The organism is Cellulomonas fengjieae (genome assembly GCF_018388465.1).
In the GTDB taxonomy this organism is placed as follows: Bacteria; Actinomycetota; Actinomycetes; order Actinomycetales; family Cellulomonadaceae; genus Cellulomonas; species Cellulomonas fengjieae.
In genome coordinates this window covers 992,804-1,008,844 of sequence record NZ_CP074404.1, presented here as the reverse complement: position 1 = coordinate 1,008,844, position 16,041 = coordinate 992,804, and the positions used below count along the sequence as shown (strand labels likewise).

Genomic DNA, 16,041 nt, shown 5'->3' with positions numbered 1-16,041 from the left:
CGCGGGGTCACGCCTTCGCCGCGGTCCAGACGGTGGCGCTGCGGTCCTTGACCGAGACCTGCGCCGGGTCCTCGACGTCCACGGGCACGGGCCACTCGATCCCGAGGTCCGGGCTCAGCGGGTTGAAGGCGGTCCCCGGCATCCCCGGGCGCCACTCCGTGTCGAAGCAGTAGAGGTACTGCGTCTCGTCGGACAGCGACTGGAAGCCGTTGCAGACGCCCTTGGGCACGAAGACCTGCGTGCCCTTCTCCAGGGCGACGGTGTGCACCGTCCCGTAGGTCGGCGAGTCCTCCCGCGCGTCCAGGTAGGCGCCCAGCGCGCTGCCCGAGACGATGCCGACGAGCTTGTTCATGGCCTCGCCGTGCAGCCCGCGGATGGCACCGCGCCGACTCTCGGTGATGTTCACCTGGGCCCACGGGCCGTCGACCCGGGACGCCAGCTCGTCGTGCTGCCACTGCGAGGCGCGGTAGAACTCGCGCACGGTCCCCCGCGGGTCCTCGACCTGCTTCAGTCGGAAGACGAGCAGGCCCTCGATCGCGGTGGTCTCCACAGCGACACCCTCGATGTCCACGGTTCTCTTTTCGTTCGGCGGGCCGGCAGAGCCGGGGGTCAGTGGCGGCGCAGCACCGGGTTGCGCAGGACGCCGATGTCTTCGACCTCGACCTCGACGATGTCCCGGTCCACGATCGGGCTCACGCCGGCCGGGGTGCCGGTGAGGATGAGGTCGCCGGGCAGGAGCGTGAACGCCTCGGACGCGTAGGAGACGAGGTAGGCGGCGTCGAAGATCATCTGCGAGGTGCGGCCGTCCTGCTTGGTCTCGCCGTTCACGCGGGCGCGGACGTAGAGGTCGTCGACGTCCAGGCCGGGCACGATCCACGGGCCGATCGGGCACGAGCCGTCGAACCCCTTGGCGCGCGCCCACTGGGAGTCGGCCTTCTGGGCGTCGCGCGCGGTGACGTCGTTGGCCACGGTGTAACCGAAGACGTGCTCCAGGGCGCGGTCCGGCGGGACGTCCTTGGTGACCTTGCCGATCACGATGGCCAGCTCGGCCTCGTGCTCGACGTGCTCGGTCCAGTCCGGCAGGACGATCGGGTCGTCGGGTCCGATGATCGACGTGTTCGGCTTGAGGAACAGCAGCGGAGCGACCGGGATCTCGTTGCCCATCTCGGCGGCGTGCTCGGCGTAGTTGCGGCCCACGCCGATGATCTTGGAGCGCGGGATGACCGGTGCCAGCAGCCGGACGCTGTCGTCGTCGAGCTTGATCTGCTCGCCGGTGGGCTGCACGGGCGTGTAGAGCGGGTCACCCGTGATGACCACGAGCTCCTCCGAGCCGGGAGCTCCGTCGACCAGGGCGTAGCGGGGATCTCCCCCGGTGGTGAACCTCGCGATGCGCACGTCGTCACCCTAGTTCAGGCGCGCGCGAGCACCTCACCGTGCAGCACCGCGAACCAGCCGTCGGGCTCGTCGCCCCACTCGCGCCAGGCGTCGGCCAGCAGCTCCAGACCGACCTCGTCGGCCAGACCGTGCGCGATCGCCTGCCGGGCGAAGTCGGACGCGACGGACCGGTCCGCCCACAGCCCCGCCCACCACGCGCGGTCCTCGGGCGTCGCGTAGCACCAGGTGCCCGCACCCGGCACGACGCCCGCGGGGTCGAACCCCGCCTCGTGCACCCAGGAGAGGAGCTTGCGACCGGCGTTCGCCTCCGCCCCGTTGGCCTGCGTGACCTCGTGGTAGAGCGCGAGCCACTCGTCGAGACCGGTCGACGGCGGGTACCAGGTCATCCCGGAGTAGTCGGCGTCGCGCAGCGCGACAACGCCCCCCGGGCGCGTGACGCGGCGCATCTCCCGCAGCGCGGTCACGGGGTCGGTGAGGTGCTGGAGCACCTGGTGGGCGTGCACGACGTCGAAGGCGTCGTCGGGGAACGGCAGCTCGTAGGCGTCGGCCACCTGGAACGTCACGTTGGCGGCACCCGTGTCTGCGGCCGCCTTCTGTGCGATCTCGACGACGGCCGCGGACGTGTCGACGCCGACGACGCGACCGGGCGCGAGCCGGGCCGCGAGGTCGATGGTCACCGAGCCGGGACCGCAGCCGACGTCGAGGAGGCTGGACCCCGGCACCAGGACCGGCAGCAGGTACCCCGCCGAGTTCTCGGCCGTGCGCCACCGGTGCGAGCGCAGCACGGACTCGTGGTGCCCGTGGGTGTACACGTCGGGGTGCGTCGGGGAGTTCACCTCGCACTGTAACCACCTCAGAGGCTCGCAGTTCAACAATTGGAACGAACCGTTTCGACATGCGAGATCACGCGGGTCGCTACGATCCGAGCATGCGCCGGATCGTGGGGATCGACGTCGCCCGGGGGCTCGCGGTACTCGGGATGATGACCGCGCACGTCGGCCCGGACGACCACGGCCCCGTGCCACCGGGGGGCTTCGCCCAGCTCGCGGACGGTCGGCCCGCGTCCCTGTTCGTCGTGCTCGCGGGTGTCTCGCTGGCCCTGCTGTCCGGCGGCACCCGGCCCGTGACGGGCATCCGGCTCGTCCAGGCGAGGATGCGCATCCTCGTGCGCGCGCTGCTGCTCTTCGCCCTCGGGGCGCTGCTCGTGCTGCTCGCGACGCCGGTCGCCGTCATCCTGCCCACCTACGGGCTGCTGTTCGCCCTGGGGTGCGTGGCCCTGCGCTGGTCCCGCGCGGCCCTGCTCGTGGCGGCCGGCGTGGTCGCCGTCGTCGGGCCGCCGCTCGGCCAGTGGCTCGCCGCCGCCCTCGACGGCAGGCCGACGCTGCTCACGGAGATCACGGTCGGGCACTACTACCCCGCGATCGTGTGGATGGCCTACGTCCTGGTGGGCCTGGCGATCGGCCGCAGCGACCTGCGCTCCGGCAGGCTGCAGGCGGCCGGCGCCGCGGTCGGCGCCGGCCTGGTGGTGCTCGGGCACGGCGGCTCCTGGGTCGCCCGGCACACCCTGCGCTGGCCGGACGGCCTCGCGACCGCCGAACCGCACTCGTCGACGACGTTCGAGGTGGTCGGCAACGTCGGTGTCGCGGCCCTGGTGCTCGCCGTCTCCCTCGCGGTGGCCGCCCGCTGGCCCCGTGCGCTCGCCCCCCTGGCCGCCGTGGGCTCGCTCGCGCTCACCGCGTACACGCTGCACATCGTCGCGATCGCCCTGCTCGGCCGGGGCGTGGTCTACGACGCGACGGTCCCCGGGTGGCTCGCCTTCCTCGTCATCACGGTCGGGCTGTGCTGGTTGTGGGCCGTCTCGGTCGGGCGCGGCCCGTTCGAGTGGGTGCTGCACCGGGTGTCGACGAAGGCGGCGGACATCGCACCGGACCGGCTCCCGGACGCGACGGTGACGACGGAGCCGCCCACCGCGACGGAGGCACCGTCACGCTAGGCACACGCCCACGACAGCGCGTCGCCCCGCCCGCCGACGAGCCACTCGCCGCCCGGCCCCTGGATCGCGAACAGGGCGTTCGCCTGGAGGAAGGCGTCGTCGGTCGGGTACGGGTACTCCTCCCCCGCGGCCTGGGCCCTCGCCTCGTGCCAGGCCCGCACGGTGCGTGACAACGGGTTGCCACCCGCGGCCGGGATCCACACCCGGCGGCCGTCGGCCGTCGTGCCCCCCTCGCGCCACTGCTCTGCGGCGTGGTGCTGCTCGCGCGAGTACGCCCACCACGAGCAGCTGCCTGACCCGGGCCCACTGGTCCATTCGTCGACCTCGCCGCGGGTGACGCCGTCGTCCCACGTGATGTCACCGAAGTCGCCCCCGGGGACGTCACCTGGGAACAGCTGCACGAAGGAGCCGAACGGAGTCAGCACCCCGTAGGAGAGGTTGATGAGGCCCGAGATCTCGGAGGGTTCCGAGCGCTCCACCACGGCGAGCGAGCCGAGCGCGCGCACGGTGCGGATCTCGAAGGGCGGCCCCTCGAGCTGCACGGCACGCCCCAGGAAGTGCGGGCTCGCCTGCTCGCGGGCGCCCGCCGTCGTGACCACGAACCCCCCGAGGTCGAGGGACTCCGGAAGCGTGAGCGTGTCGTAGAAGGTCGCTTCGTCGCGCGCGATCGGTACGGCGCCGTCGGGATCGACGCACGGGTCGCCCGTGCGTGCGCTGGGGCACGCGATCAGCCGCGCGCCCGATGCGTCCACCTCGAACAACGCCTCCGCACCCGGGCCGTACTGCGGCCCCGACCACGGGGACACCCCGAGATAGATCGACGCGTCTGCGCGGCTGCCCACCAGGTAGACGGTCCAGCCCGGGAAGTCGTCCGACGGCAGGAGAGCGTCCTGCTCGGGCGCGCGCACGGGTGTCGTCCAGACCTCCCCGGTGCGCGGAGCGCTCAGCCTGGCGACCACGGTCGCGTCGTCGATCGAGTCCGCGCGCGTCGGTGGCCCGGTCGGCGTCGGTGTGGGCGTCGGCGTCGCGCTGGGTTCCGGCGTCGGCGTCGGGGTGACCGTCGGGGTCTCGACCGGCACCACCGGGTCCGGCGCCGACTGCCCCAGCCCGAACCACAGGCCCACCCCCAGCGCCCCCACCACACCGACGGCGGCGAACGACTCCGTGGCCCGCCGGACCACCCGACGACGACGAGCCGCGGACCGCACCACGCCCAGCCGCCCTCCCTCCAACGCGGGCGCGGCGCCCTCGATCTGCTCGGCAGCCCGGGCCAGCAGGGCGTGCAGGTCATCGCTCACGGCGCACCTCCGTCGGGTTCAGCCGGGTGACGGGGATGCGTTCCGCCGCACCGCCGGTGCTGCCCAGCGCGCTGTTCAGCCGCGCGAGCCCGTCCGACGTGTACCGCTTCACCGCGCCCTCGGACAGCCCGAGCACGGACGCCGTCTCGACGACGGACAGGTCCTCCATCTGCCGCAGCACCACGCACGCGCGCTCGCGCGGGCTCAGGGTGGCCAGCGCCCGCACCACGTCCGCGCCCGGCAGCAGGTCCTCGTGCAGCACCGCCTGCGGGGTCTGGGTGGCCGCCCGGGCGAGGAGGCGCGCCTCGCGCGTCCGGCGCCGCCCCGCATCGGCCGCCCGCGACGCGATCGCCCGGCGCACGTACGCCTCGGCCTGCTCCACCGACCCGAACCGCGCTCGGCCCGAGAACGCCGAGATCAACGACTCCTGGACCAAGTCCTGCGCATCGGACGGCGAGGCCGACACCAGCGTCGCGTGCGCGACCAGGCGCTGATAGCGCTCACGCGCGACCTGCTCCAGCAGGTCCTCCCACCGTCTGCTCACGCACCACGCTCCCTGTTCGCGACTCCTACACCCACAACGTCTGTCGCCCGCGGCTGCGTTGGGGTGGAGGTCCCCACGCGAGGATCAGCTCACCGGCAGCCTGACAGCCTCACCTACCCTGGGGGCATGCCCGTGACCGTCCCTGTGCTCGACGCGACGACGTGGCAGTCGCTCGCGGACGCGCACGCCGACCGCGCCGACGCGTTCACCGCCGGTCGCCGCGAGCGCCGGTCCCGCCAGCAGAAGCACGCGATCGAGGACTTCCTGTTCGAGTACTACCCGGTGACGCCCGCGGCGCTGCGGCGCTGGCACCCCGGCGTCGGCGTCGCGCTGGAGGTCCCCGCACCGCACGCCGACTGGCGCTGGTACCGGACCGACGACGGGACGGTCGCGCTCGACGTCGACGCGTTCGTCGCGGACCGCGGCGACGCGGTCCGCTTCATCCACGGCCTGCTGACGGCGACCCTGGGCCGCGCACCGGTGACCGGCTGCTTCGGGCTGCACGAGTGGGCCATGGTCTACCGGGAGCGCGACGAGCACCGCCACCCGCTGCCGCTGCGGCTCGGGGCCGCGGGGACCGACGCCGTGGTCGAGAAGCACAAGATCCGCTGCACGCACTTCGACGCCTACCGGTTCTTCACCCCGGAGGCGGTCGGGCGCAACACGCTGCGCCCGACGCGGGAGTCCATGACCGCGATGGAGCAACCCGGCTGCCTGCACGCCGGCATGGACGTCTACAAGTGGGCCACCAAGCTGGGCCCCGCGGTCCCGGGTGAGCTCCTGCTCGACTGCTTCGAGCTGGCGCGCGACATCCGCACGCTCGACATGCAGGCGTCGCCCTACGACGTGACGACCTACGGCCTCGACCCGGTGGCCATCGAGACGCCCGAGGGCAAGGCGCAGTACGTGGCCCGGCAGCGCACGTTCGCCGAGCGCGGGAACGTCCTGCGGGCGCGGCTGGTCGAGGTGTGCGAGGCGTTGCTCGCCTGACCGTCGTCAGTCGTCGTCGTCGACATCCTGGACGTCCACCACGACCCGGGTCGGGTCCGTCAGCGCGAACACCCGGAACGGCTCGCCGGTCGAGTCGAGACCGAGGTACGCGAGCTCCTGCCCCTCGAACTGCCCGCGGACGTTCACCTCGCGCAGCTCCTCGTAGTCGGGCGTGCGGATCGGGTTGGGACCGTCCCACTCGGTGATGCCGGTCGTGGTGGGGAGCTGGAACCCGAGCAGGATGACCGACAGCGTGCCGTCGCCGTCGATATCGAGGACCGTGTCCGCCGGGTCGTCGGTCGCGGTGTCCACGTAGCGCACGATCCACCCGGGCGTCCCGGTGCCGCCGAGGTGGAACACCACGCGGTCGTAGCCCTCGTGCTGCCCGGTGGTCACGTCGGTGAGGGTCAGCGCGGCGTCGTCCGAGGACGGTTGCTCGTCGACCGCGACGTCTGCCGGGAACGGGATCGGCGCGTCGGGCTCCGAGGCGCCGGTCTCCGATGCGGTGGGCGCCGGTGTCGCGCTCTCGGTCGGGGACGGCGTCACGGAGGCGGACGGTGCGGCCGTCGGTGCGCCCGAGCCGCCCTCCGCGCACGACGCCAGCAGGAGGACGGCGACGGCGGCGACCAGCCCGCTGGTCCGGCGGGACGTGGCGCTCATCGTGTCTCCTCGTGCTGGTGGCCCGGTCGGATGGCCCACCGTACGGTGCGCCGACGCCCGGTTGCGGGATCTGCGCGGCGAGGTGCAGCCGCTCAGCGGTTCAGCGGGCGCCGGCCCGGTAGCGCTGCACGAACGCCTCGAGGATGCGGTGCGGCGCCCACACGTCGGCGCGACGCACGCGCGCGAGCACGTCGTCGTACTCCCCGGGCTCGTAGTAGCCGTAGTCGCGGTAGACGCCGATCCGCGTGGTGATGCCCTCGACGTCCAGCTCGGGGTGGAACTGGGTGGCGTAGAGGTTCTGCCGCACGCGGAACATCTGCACCGGGCAGGTGGCCGACGACGCCAGCAGGACCGCGTCGGGCGGGAGCACCCGGCACGCCTCCTTGTGGCCCACGAACGCCTGGAACGACTCGGGTAGCCCCTCGAGCAGCGGGTCCTCCCGCCCGGCGTCCGTGAGCGAGATCGTCACGGCCCCGATCGGCTCGGCGTAGGTCCGGTCGATGACGGCACCCTGGTGGACGCCGAGGGTGCCGACGCCGTAGCAGGCGCCGAAGAACGGCAGGTCGCGGTCGACGATCTCGTCCAGCAGCGTCGAGACCTCGGCCTCGACCCGGCGCTGCACCGGCGACTTCTGGTCCTCGGGGGTGCTGGCGTCGAACGGGCTGCCACCGACGATGACCCCGGCGTACCGGTCCAGGTCCACCGGCAGGAACGACGCCGCCTCCATGCGGATGCGTTCCAGCTCGCCCGCGTGCAGTCCCCCGAACCGCGCGATCGCTGCCTGCTCCCCGTCGGCAGCGACGTCCTCGGCGCGCGAGCTGAGCAGGAGGAACGGCTTCATCCGGTCACCCGGCTCGCGTCGTTCGCGCCCAGGAGCCAGCGGATCGAGCGCGTCGCCACCGCCCCGGCCGCACGGCCGTACGCCAACCCCGTCGCGCCCGGCCGGTCCAGGCCGAGCAGCTCGAACGTCCACGGCGGCATCGACGCGACGGCCGCCCTCGCCAGCAGCGAGTAGGCCGGACGCAGCGGCCGGGCCACCGGCGGCTCGTGCAGCAGGAAGTCGGCCGCCTCCCGCGCTGCCGTGGACGCGGCGAGCGCCGGCCGGAACTCGTCCAGCGCCTTGGCCAGCTCGGCCACCGACTCCGGCACGCGCTCGGCACCGAGAGCGACCGCCACGCGGGAGGCCTCGGCGACGTACTCGTCGGCACCGGCGGCGTCGAGCGGGTGCTGGCCGTACACGCGGTGCGCCCGCAGGAAGCTGTCCACCTCCGCCACGTGCACCCAGCGCAGAAGGGTCGGGTCACCGGCCGCGTACTCGATGCCCTCGGGGGTCACGCCGCGGATGCGTTCGTGCACCCGGCGGACGCGGTCGATCGCCGCGGTGGCGTCGTCGATGGTGCCGAACGTGGTGACGGCCAGGAAGGTGCTGGTCCGCGCCAGCCGACCCCAGGGGTCACCGAGGTAGCCGGAGTGCGCACCGACCGCCGCCATCGCCGCGGGATGCAGGGACTGGAGCAGCAGCGCCCGCATGCCGCCGACAAACATCGACGCGTCCCCGTGCACCTGCCGGATGGCCGCGTCCGGGCCGAACCACCGCGGGCCGGGTGTGCCGTGGATGCGTTCTCGGCTGGCCAACCCGTCCGGTCCGGCCACCCGCAGGAAGAGCGCCGTGCCCGCGCGGTCCCGCATCGTCGCCAGGCTGTGCACCATGGGACCTCCCTGCTCGGCGACTCCCTGCGAGACGATGCTAGGTCGCCGCACGGGATCACGCCTCGGCGCGCACCTTCTCCACGCCGCGGTTGGCCAGCAGGTCGGCGCGTTCGTTGCCCGGGTCGCCTGCGTGCCCCCGGACCCACACCCAGTGGACCGTGTGCCGGGCGACCTCGGCGTCCAGCGCCTCCCACAGCTCCTGGTTCTTCACGGGCTTCTTGTCCCCCGTGCGCCACCCGTTGCGCTTCCAGCCGGCGATCCACTTGGTGACGCCGTTCATCACGTACTGCGAGTCGACGTGCAGCGTGACGTCGCACGGCTTGGTGAGTGCCCGGAGGCCCTCGATGACGGCCGTGAGCTCCATCCGGTTGTTGGTGGTGAGAGCCTCGCCGCCGAACAGCTCGCGCTCGTGCGTGCCGTAGCGCATCCACGCGCCCCAGCCACCGACGCCCGGGTTCCCCTTGCAGGCCCCGTCGGTCCACATCTCCACGGTCGGCCGCTCGCTCACGGCCCACACCCTAGACGCCCGTGCGCATGGGACCATCGAGGCACGATGAGCACCCCCAACCTGGCCGATCGCATCCCCGCAGACCCCACCGATCCCGACGCCCTGTACGAGGCCTTCACCGGCTGGGCCGACGACCAGGGGCTCACGCTCTACCCGCACCAGGACGAGGCGCTGCTCGAGCTGGTGACCGGCGCGCACGTGATCCTGTCGACGCCCACCGGGTCCGGGAAGTCGCTCGTCGCCGTCGCCGCGCACTTCGTGGCGCTCGCCCAGGGCCGCAGGACGTACTACACGGCCCCGCTCAAGGCGCTGGTCAGCGAGAAGTTCTTCGCCCTCGTCGAGGCGTTCGGCTCCGCCAACGTCGGCATGATGACGGGCGACTCGGCGGTCAACCCGGGCGCCCCGATCATCTGCTGCACGGCCGAGATCCTGGCCAACGTGGCCCTGCGCGACGGCGACGGCGCCGACGTGGGCCAGGTCGTCATGGACGAGTTCCACTTCTACGCCGACCCCCAGCGCGGCTGGGCGTGGCAGGTGCCGCTGCTGGAGCTGAACCACGTCCAGTTCGTGCTGATGTCCGCCACGCTGGGCGACGTCGGCTTCTTCGCCGAGGACCTCACCCGCCGGACGCACCAGCCGGTCGCCGTCATCGCGAACGCCGAGCGCCCCGTGCCGCTGACGTTCTCCTACGCCATCGAGCCTCTGCACGAGCTGCTGGACGAGCTGGTCAAGACCCGTCGCGCCCCCGTCTACGTGGTGCACTTCACGCAGAAGGAGGCCGTCGAGCGGGCGCAGTCGCTCATGTCGACGCCGCTGGCCAGCCGCGAGCAGCGGGACCGCATCGCCGACGAGATCGCGGGGTTCCGCTTCGGTCCGGGCTTCGGCCGGACGCTCAACCGGCTGCTGCGGCACGGGGTCGGCGTGCACCACGCGGGGATGCTGCCCAAGTACCGCCGGGTGGTCGAGCGGCTGACGCAGAAGGGCCTGCTGCCGGTGGTCTGCGGCACCGACACGCTCGGCGTCGGCATCAACGTCCCCATCCGGACGGTGCTGCTGACCAGCCTGGTGAAGTATGACGGCATCCGCATGCGGCACCTGTCCGCGCGCGAGTTCCACCAGATCGCCGGGCGGGCCGGCCGCGCCGGGTTCGACACCGTCGGCGAGGTCATCGTCCTGGCCCCGGAGCACGTCATCGAGAACCGCAAGCTCCTCGAGAAGGCCGGCGACGACCCGCGCAAGCTGCGCAAGATCATCCGCAAGAAGGCACCCGAGGGTCACGTCAACTGGACCGACAAGACGTACGAGCGACTGCGTGACGCCCCGCCCGAGCCGTTGACCAGCAGCTTCGCCGTCTCGCACGCGATGGTGCTGCACGTGCTGGCGCGCGACGGCGACCCGGTGGCGGCCATGACCAAGCTCCTTACCGACAACCACGAGCCCGAGGGCGCTCGGGGCCGGCACGTGCGGCGCGCCATCGCGGTCTACCGGTCGCTGCGCGCCGCGGGCGTCGTCGAGCGCCCCTGGGTCGAGGACCCGACCGCGCCGCACGGCCGCCGCCGCGCCGTGCAGCTGACCGCCGAGCTGGCGCCGAACTTCGCCCTCAACCAGGCGCTGTCGCCGTTCGCGTACGCCGCCCTCGACCTGCTGGACCGGGAGGACCCGGCCTACGCGCACGACGTCGTCTCGGTCATCGAGGCCACTCTCGACGACCCGCGCCAGGTGCTGTCGGCGCAGGAGAACCGCGCCCGTGGCGAGGCCGTCGCGCAGATGAAGGCCGACGGGCTCGAGTACGACCAGCGGATGGCCCTGCTCGAGGACGTCGGCTACCCGAAGCCGCTCGCGGAGCTGCTCGAGGCCATGTTCGTGACGTACCGGCAGACCAACCCGTGGGTGGCCGACCTGGCCCTGTCCCCCAAGTCCGTGGTCCGCGACATGCACGAGCGGGCGATGAGCTTCGCCGAGTACGTCGCCTACTACCAGCTCGACCGCACCGAGGGCGTGCTGCTGCGCTACCTCGCCGACGCCTACCGGGCCTTGCGCCAGACGGTCCCCGAAGAGGCGCGCACCGAGGAGCTGTGGGAGCTCATCGAGTGGCTGGGCGACCTGGTCCGGCGCACCGACTCGAGCCTGCTCGACGAGTGGGAGCGGCTCAGCAACCCCCTGGAGGAACGAGGTGCCGCCGCACTGGGTGGGATGGATAGCGGGATCGACGAGGACGTCCCCGAGCCGATCACCGCCAACCCGCGGGTGTTCCGCGCGCTCGTGCGCGGTGCCCTGTTCCGCCGGGTCGAGCTCGCCGCCCGGGAGTACTACGGCGGTCTGGCCCAGCTGGGTGACCTCGACGCGGACGGTGAGCCGTGGGACGCCGACCGGTGGCGCACCGCGCTCGACCCCTTCTACGACGACCACGACGAGATCCTCACGGGCGCCCCCGCCCGCGGGCCGGCCCTGTTCCAGGTGACCCCGGGCCGCGGGACGTGGCACGTGCGCCAGCTCCTGGACGACCCCGAGGGCGACCACGACTGGCGCATCGACGCCGTCGTGGACCTGGCGGGGTCCGACGAGACCGGCGAGGTCCAGCTGCGGATCGTGGCCGTCGGCCCCCTGGGGGACCTCACCGCCTGAGATGCGCGCCTACCGGCGGTGTCCGGCTACCGTTCGCGCATGAGCACCCCGCCCACCGACGCCCCCGTGCGTCGCACGAGGTCCCCGCGGTACGTCTTCCTGATCTGCATGGCGGCCGCGCTCGTGTCCGCGGTCTGGGTGCTCGGGATCCTCACGATCGCGGCGGCCGTGGTGCTCGTGGTCACCGCCACGGTGCTGCAGGCCCGGGGCAGGAACCCCGCCACGTGGTTCGCGGCCGGGACCGGCGTCGCGGCCGGCACCCTGGTCTACCTGCTGATCGTCCTGATCACGGGGCAGTAGTCACTGCCCGTAGGCCGCCATGATCCGGTCGGACGGCACGATCTGCTTGCCCAGCGGGAACAGCGAGATGGGCACCATCTTCCAGTTGGCCAGGGCCAGCGGGATGCCCACGATGGTGACGGCCTCCGCGATGCCGGTGACGATGTGCATGAGAGCCAGCCACCACCCCGCCACGACGAGCCAGATGATGTTGCCGATCACGGACAGCGCGCCGGCGGTCGGCTTGTCGACCACCGTGCGCCCGAACGGCCACAGCGCGTAGCTGGCCATGCGGAACGACGCGATGCCGAACGGGATGGTGACGATGAGGACGCAGCAGATGATCCCGGCGACGACGTAGCCCAGGGCCAGCCAGAAGCCGGCGAGCACGAGCCAGATGATGTTGAGCAGCGTCTTCACCGACCCAGCGTGCACCCTCGGCGGCACGGACGACATCCGGGACAACCCTGGTCCGACCCCTATCGTGGCTCCGTGGCGAAGAAGGAGCACGCCGGCACCCCCGCGCTGGTCGCACTGACCGCGGCGGGCGTCCCGTACACGGCGCACCCGTACACGCACGACCCGCACAGCACCCTCGGTTACGGACTGGAGGCGGCGGCCGCCCTCGGCTTCCCGCCCGAGCAGGTGTTCAAGACCCTGATGACGCTGGTGGACGGCACGCTCACGGTCGCGGTGGTGCCGGTGACGGGGCAGCTGGACCTCAAGGCGCTGGCGCACGCCGTGGGCGGCCGGAAGGCGGCCATGGCGCCCAAGCCGGACGCCGAGCGCGCCACCGGCTACGTGGTCGGCGGGATCTCGCCGTTCGGCCAGAAGACGCCGCACCCGACGGTCGTCGACGAGACCGTGTGGCTGTTCGACACCGTCCTGGTCTCGGCCGGCCGGCGCGGGCTCGACGTCGAGCTCTCGCCCGACGACCTCGTCCGCCTCACGGCGGCGACGGTGGCGGACATCGCGCGGACGACCGCGTGATCGCCGAGCGCCTCGCGCGCGTGCGGCTCCGCGTCGCCGTGGCCGCGCAGGAGGCCGGCCGGGACCCGCGCGACGTGCGGCTGCTGCTCGCGACGAAGACGCAGCCGGCCGACCTGGTCCGCGAGGCGCTCGCCGCGGACGCCCGCGCCCGGGCCGACGACCCCGCGGCGACCGCCCTCCTGGTGGGCGAGAACCGCGTGCAGGAGCTCGTCGCCAAGGGGCCGGAGCTCGCCGGCTTCGCCGACGTCCACCTGATCGGCCCGCTGCAGTCCAACAAGGTGAACGCCGCCCTGCGCTGGGCGTCGTGCATCGAGTCGCTGGCGTCCCTGGACCTGGCGCAGCGGCTGTCGGCCCGCACGACCGGCCCGCTGGACGTGTACGTCCAGGTGAACGTGTCCGGCGAGCCGACCAAGCACGGCGTGGCCCCCGAGCAGGCCGTGGAGCTCGCCACCGCTGTCGCCGCCCTGCCGCGGCTGCGCGTCGCGGGGCTCATGACGGTCGGTGCGCGGTCCGCCGACCCCGCCGTCGTACGGTCCGGCTATGCGCTCCTGCGCGGTCTGCGCGACGAGCTGGTGGCGTCCGGGACCCGGACCGCGACCGAGCTCTCGATGGGGATGAGCGGGGACCTCGAGCTCGCGGTCGCGGAGGGGGCGACCCTCGTCCGCGTCGGCAGCGCGGTCTTCGGGCCGCGGCCCACCTGACCTCCGCGCAGCAGCACCGCCTGCGCGGTGCGGGTGGCGGCTCCGGCCGTGCGGCGACGGGCGGCGGCGAGCTCGCGGGCGTGCAGGACGCCCAGCCGGCGCAGCTCCCGATCGAGGTCGACGCTCATACCGGTCAGGAGCGGCGTGGCCGCCCGGGGATACGTGACAAGTTCGCTTGACATCGCGTGTCATGTCAAGGACGCTTTCCATGTCAAGCACGCTTGTCACATCGGAGGACGCTCGTGGACACCCTCGACACCCTGCGGGACCTCGACGTCCCGACCCTGACCACCCTGGTCCTCGTCGCCCTGGTCCTCGTCCTCGTCGCGACGGACCCGCTGATCGGGCGCCGCCAGCACGCCGCGCTCGTCGCGGGGATGGCCGCGGCGCCGGACGCCGACACCCGCGACGGCATCCTGCGCCGGTTCTACCGCAGCTGGACCCGGCAGGGCTGGCTCAGCGGCGCCGTCGCCCTCGCCGCGGTCCTGCTCCTGCCGGGGATCGGGCTCTCCGACCTGGGCCTGCGGCTGCCCGACCTGGGGGCCATGACGCCCGACGCCGGTGACCACGTCGCGAGCACCGTGGTCGGAGCGGTCGTCGGGTTGGCGCTCGGTGCGGGCATCCTCGCGCTCGTCCACCGGCGGATGCCCCTGCGGCCCCGGCAGCCGGTCGCCGCGGTGGACGCCATGATGCCCGTGACGCCCGCTGCTCGTCGCGGATGGGCCGGCCTGTCGCTCTCCGCCGGCGTCACCGAGGAGATCACCTACCGCGGCCTGGTCGTGCTCGCCCTCGCCGTGGCCGTTCCCGACCTGCCGCACGCCGGGGTCGTGGTCGTCGCCGCGCTGCTGTTCGGGTTCGCACACTGGTACCAGGGCTGGCTCGGCATGGTCCTGACCGGGGCGCTCGGCGCCGCCTTCACCCAGCTCTACCTGGTGACGGGCAGCATCCTCCTGCTCATGGTGCTGCACGTGCTGATCGATCTGCGCCCGCTGCTGGTGCGGCCCGCACCGGCCGCGCGGGCGGAGGCCCGATGAGGAACGACATCCGGCGCCTGCGCGAGGAGGCCGGGCTCTCGCAGGCGGCGCTCGCCGACGCGCTCGCCGTCTCCCGGCAGACCGTCAACTCGCTGGAGAACGGCCGCTACGACCCCTCCCTGCCGCTCGCGTTCGCGGTGGCCCGCTACTTCCGCACGACGATCGAGGAGATCTTCCATGACGACGCCTGAGCCCCGCGCCCGACGCACCCTGTCCACGGGTCGACTCCTGGTCGCCGGAACCGCCGCCGTGCTCGCCGTGGGCGCCCTCTGGCTGGCGTTCACCCTGGCCGGGGAGCCCGACACTGCGGCCGGCGCCCTCGTCGGCGGCGGCGGGTTCATCGTGCTCATGGCCGTGCTGCGCTGGCGGGCGGCACGTCAGGGTCCGTCGTCGGCGAGCGGGTTCGGCCGTGCGCTCCTGGGCACCGCCGACGAGCGCGACAAGACGATCTTCTCCTCCTCCCTGGCGTACGTCGGCCTCGCGGCGTTCCTGGCGAACGCGGTCGGCATGGCGGCCGTGGCGCTGGGCGCCGACGGGGCGACCGTGATCGGCGCGATCGAGTGGCTCCTGCTCGCGGTGCTGGTCGGCTCCTCCATCGTGCTGTCGCGCCGGCTCTGACGGGGGGCCGCGGCAGGATGTGCGCATGAGCGACGAGCGCCGGTTCCCGCGCTGGGTCTACGGCACGGGGACGGACCCCGACGCCCGGTTCGCGCTGGCCAACGAGCGGACGTTCCTGGCCTGGATCCGCACGTCGCTGGCCCTGCTGGCCGCCGGGGTGGCCCTGGAGGCCCTCGACCTGCCGGTGCAGGCCGACCTGCGGTTCGCGGCCGCGCTGGTGCTCGTCGGGCTCGGCGTCCTGGCGCCGGTGCTGGCCTGGGTCGGCTGGGCCCGGGCCGAGCGCGCGATCCGGCGCAGCTCCTCGCTGCCCGCACCGTCCGCGTTCGGCCTGCTGGTGGTCGGTGTGTGCGTCGCGGGCGGGCTCGTGCTCGTCGGGTTGGCCGTGGCGTGAGCGCCCCGCCACCGCCCACCCTCGCCGCGGAGCGGACCCACCTGGCGTGGCGACGCACCGCGATCGGACTCGTCGCCGGCGGGCTGGCAGCCTCGCACCTGCTCCAGGAGTTCGTCGGACTGGCCGCGTGGAGCCTCGCCGCGACGGCCGCCGTCGTGGCGGTCGCCCTGGCGGTGGTCTCGCACGGACGCCACCTCGCCGACGGTGCGGTGCCTCCGGGCGGCCGGCTCGTGGCCGCCAGCGCGGCCGGCGTGCTGCTTCTCGGGATCGCCGCCGTCGCGTTCGTCGTGCTGCACGGCCCCTGA

At 73.3% G+C, this 16,041-nt stretch carries 21 protein-coding genes; 11 read left to right on the top strand and 10 right to left on the bottom strand.

Annotated features, from left to right (window positions below):
• Positions 1 to 7: 7 nt before the first annotated feature.
• Genes KG102_RS04645 through KG102_RS04635 form a run of 3 tightly spaced genes read right to left on the bottom strand, consistent with a single transcriptional unit; the run spans position 8 to position 2,231 of the window.
• Positions 8 to 550, bottom strand: a complete 543-nt coding sequence (locus tag KG102_RS04645; RefSeq protein ID WP_249667474.1) for a dTDP-4-dehydrorhamnose 3,5-epimerase family protein — start codon at positions 548 to 550, stop codon at positions 8 to 10.
• Between the two features lie 59 nt (positions 551 to 609).
• On the bottom strand, positions 610 to 1,395 hold the full coding sequence (locus KG102_RS04640; protein ID WP_208214587.1) for a fumarylacetoacetate hydrolase family protein: 786 nt from the start codon (positions 1,393 to 1,395) through the stop codon (positions 610 to 612).
• 14 nt (positions 1,396 to 1,409) lie between these two features.
• Positions 1,410 to 2,231, bottom strand: a complete 822-nt coding sequence (locus tag KG102_RS04635; protein ID WP_208289444.1) for a methyltransferase domain-containing protein — start codon at positions 2,229 to 2,231, stop codon at positions 1,410 to 1,412.
• Positions 2,232 to 2,323: 92 nt separating this feature from the next.
• Here KG102_RS04635 and KG102_RS04630 point away from each other — a divergent pair, with 92 nt between their 5' ends.
• Positions 2,324 to 3,388, top strand: a complete 1,065-nt coding sequence (locus KG102_RS04630) for a heparan-alpha-glucosaminide N-acetyltransferase domain-containing protein (RefSeq protein ID WP_208214589.1) — start codon at positions 2,324 to 2,326, stop codon at positions 3,386 to 3,388.
• On the opposite strand, the gene KG102_RS04625 is transcribed toward KG102_RS04630, so the two are convergent.
• The gene (locus KG102_RS04625; protein ID WP_208289445.1) at positions 3,385 to 4,686 is read right to left on the bottom strand and encodes a hypothetical protein; all 1,302 of its coding nucleotides are present in this window, start codon (positions 4,684 to 4,686) and stop codon (positions 3,385 to 3,387) included. The genes KG102_RS04630 and KG102_RS04625 overlap by 4 nt on opposite strands.
• Complete coding sequence (locus KG102_RS04620) at positions 4,676 to 5,230, bottom strand: RNA polymerase sigma factor (RefSeq protein WP_208289446.1); 555 nt, start codon at positions 5,228 to 5,230, stop codon at positions 4,676 to 4,678. The genes KG102_RS04625 and KG102_RS04620 overlap by 11 nt, the downstream gene beginning before the upstream one ends.
• A gap of 126 nt (positions 5,231 to 5,356) precedes the next feature.
• Here KG102_RS04620 and KG102_RS04615 point away from each other — a divergent pair, with 126 nt between their 5' ends.
• Complete coding sequence (locus tag KG102_RS04615) at positions 5,357 to 6,220, top strand: 3-methyladenine DNA glycosylase (RefSeq protein ID WP_208289447.1); 864 nt, start codon at positions 5,357 to 5,359, stop codon at positions 6,218 to 6,220.
• 6 nt (positions 6,221 to 6,226) lie between these two features.
• Here the strand turns inward: KG102_RS04615 and KG102_RS04610 are convergent, their stop codons facing one another.
• The 4 genes from KG102_RS04610 to rnhA form a co-directional block, all read right to left on the bottom strand.
• Positions 6,227 to 6,880 carry an AMIN-like domain-containing (lipo)protein gene (locus tag KG102_RS04610; protein ID WP_208289448.1) on the bottom strand — a complete coding sequence of 218 codons (654 nt, stop codon included), beginning with the start codon at positions 6,878 to 6,880 and terminating at the stop codon, positions 6,227 to 6,229.
• A 100-nt stretch (positions 6,881 to 6,980) separates the two neighbouring features.
• Positions 6,981 to 7,721: a glutamine amidotransferase gene (locus KG102_RS04605; RefSeq protein WP_208289449.1), complete on the bottom strand. Its 741-nt coding sequence runs from the start codon at positions 7,719 to 7,721 to the stop codon at positions 6,981 to 6,983.
• A complete protein-coding gene (locus tag KG102_RS04600; RefSeq protein WP_208289450.1) occupies positions 7,718 to 8,590 on the bottom strand; it encodes an oxygenase MpaB family protein in 873 nt (290 codons plus the stop codon). The genes KG102_RS04605 and KG102_RS04600 overlap by 4 nt, the downstream gene beginning before the upstream one ends.
• Positions 8,591 to 8,645: 55 nt before the next feature.
• Positions 8,646 to 9,134 carry a ribonuclease HI gene (rnhA, locus tag KG102_RS04595; protein ID WP_372438368.1) on the bottom strand — a complete coding sequence of 163 codons (489 nt, stop codon included), beginning with the start codon at positions 9,132 to 9,134 and terminating at the stop codon, positions 8,646 to 8,648.
• A 9-nt stretch (positions 9,135 to 9,143) separates the two neighbouring features.
• Here rnhA and KG102_RS04590 point away from each other — a divergent pair, with 9 nt between their 5' ends.
• Positions 9,144 to 11,723, top strand: coding sequence for a DEAD/DEAH box helicase (locus KG102_RS04590; RefSeq protein ID WP_208214595.1), 2,580 nt, complete (start codon positions 9,144 to 9,146; stop codon positions 11,721 to 11,723).
• A gap of 39 nt (positions 11,724 to 11,762) precedes the next feature.
• Positions 11,763 to 12,023 (top strand): hypothetical protein, encoded by a 261-nt coding sequence (locus KG102_RS04585; protein ID WP_208214596.1) that lies wholly within the window; start codon positions 11,763 to 11,765, stop codon positions 12,021 to 12,023.
• Here KG102_RS04585 and KG102_RS04580 read toward each other — a convergent pair whose 3' ends face one another.
• Entirely contained in the window at positions 12,024 to 12,422 is a 399-nt protein-coding gene (locus KG102_RS04580) for a YccF domain-containing protein (RefSeq protein WP_208214597.1), read from the bottom strand.
• A 72-nt stretch (positions 12,423 to 12,494) separates the two neighbouring features.
• Between KG102_RS04580 and ybaK the strand changes: the two genes are divergently transcribed.
• From ybaK to KG102_RS04545, 7 genes are all read left to right on the top strand, one after another.
• Positions 12,495 to 12,992: a Cys-tRNA(Pro) deacylase gene (gene ybaK, locus KG102_RS04575; RefSeq protein WP_208289451.1), complete on the top strand. Its 498-nt coding sequence runs from the start codon at positions 12,495 to 12,497 to the stop codon at positions 12,990 to 12,992.
• Positions 12,989 to 13,693 carry a YggS family pyridoxal phosphate-dependent enzyme gene (locus KG102_RS04570; RefSeq protein ID WP_208289452.1) on the top strand — a complete coding sequence of 235 codons (705 nt, stop codon included), beginning with the start codon at positions 12,989 to 12,991 and terminating at the stop codon, positions 13,691 to 13,693. The genes ybaK and KG102_RS04570 overlap by 4 nt, the downstream gene beginning before the upstream one ends.
• Before the next feature lie 242 nt (positions 13,694 to 13,935).
• Entirely contained in the window at positions 13,936 to 14,727 is a 792-nt protein-coding gene (locus KG102_RS04565) for a CPBP family intramembrane glutamic endopeptidase (RefSeq protein ID WP_208214600.1), read from the top strand.
• Positions 14,724 to 14,918: a helix-turn-helix transcriptional regulator gene (locus KG102_RS04560; protein ID WP_208214601.1), complete on the top strand. Its 195-nt coding sequence runs from the start codon at positions 14,724 to 14,726 to the stop codon at positions 14,916 to 14,918. The genes KG102_RS04565 and KG102_RS04560 overlap by 4 nt, the downstream gene beginning before the upstream one ends.
• Positions 14,905 to 15,345: a hypothetical protein gene (locus KG102_RS04555; protein ID WP_208214602.1), complete on the top strand. Its 441-nt coding sequence runs from the start codon at positions 14,905 to 14,907 to the stop codon at positions 15,343 to 15,345. Before KG102_RS04560 ends, KG102_RS04555 begins: the two co-directional genes overlap by 14 nt.
• 25 nt (positions 15,346 to 15,370) lie before the next feature.
• Entirely contained in the window at positions 15,371 to 15,736 is a 366-nt protein-coding gene (locus KG102_RS04550; RefSeq protein ID WP_208289453.1) for a YidH family protein, read from the top strand.
• The gene (locus KG102_RS04545) at positions 15,733 to 16,041 is read left to right on the top strand and encodes a DUF202 domain-containing protein (RefSeq protein ID WP_208214604.1); all 309 of its coding nucleotides are present in this window, start codon (positions 15,733 to 15,735) and stop codon (positions 16,039 to 16,041) included. The genes KG102_RS04550 and KG102_RS04545 overlap by 4 nt, the downstream gene beginning before the upstream one ends.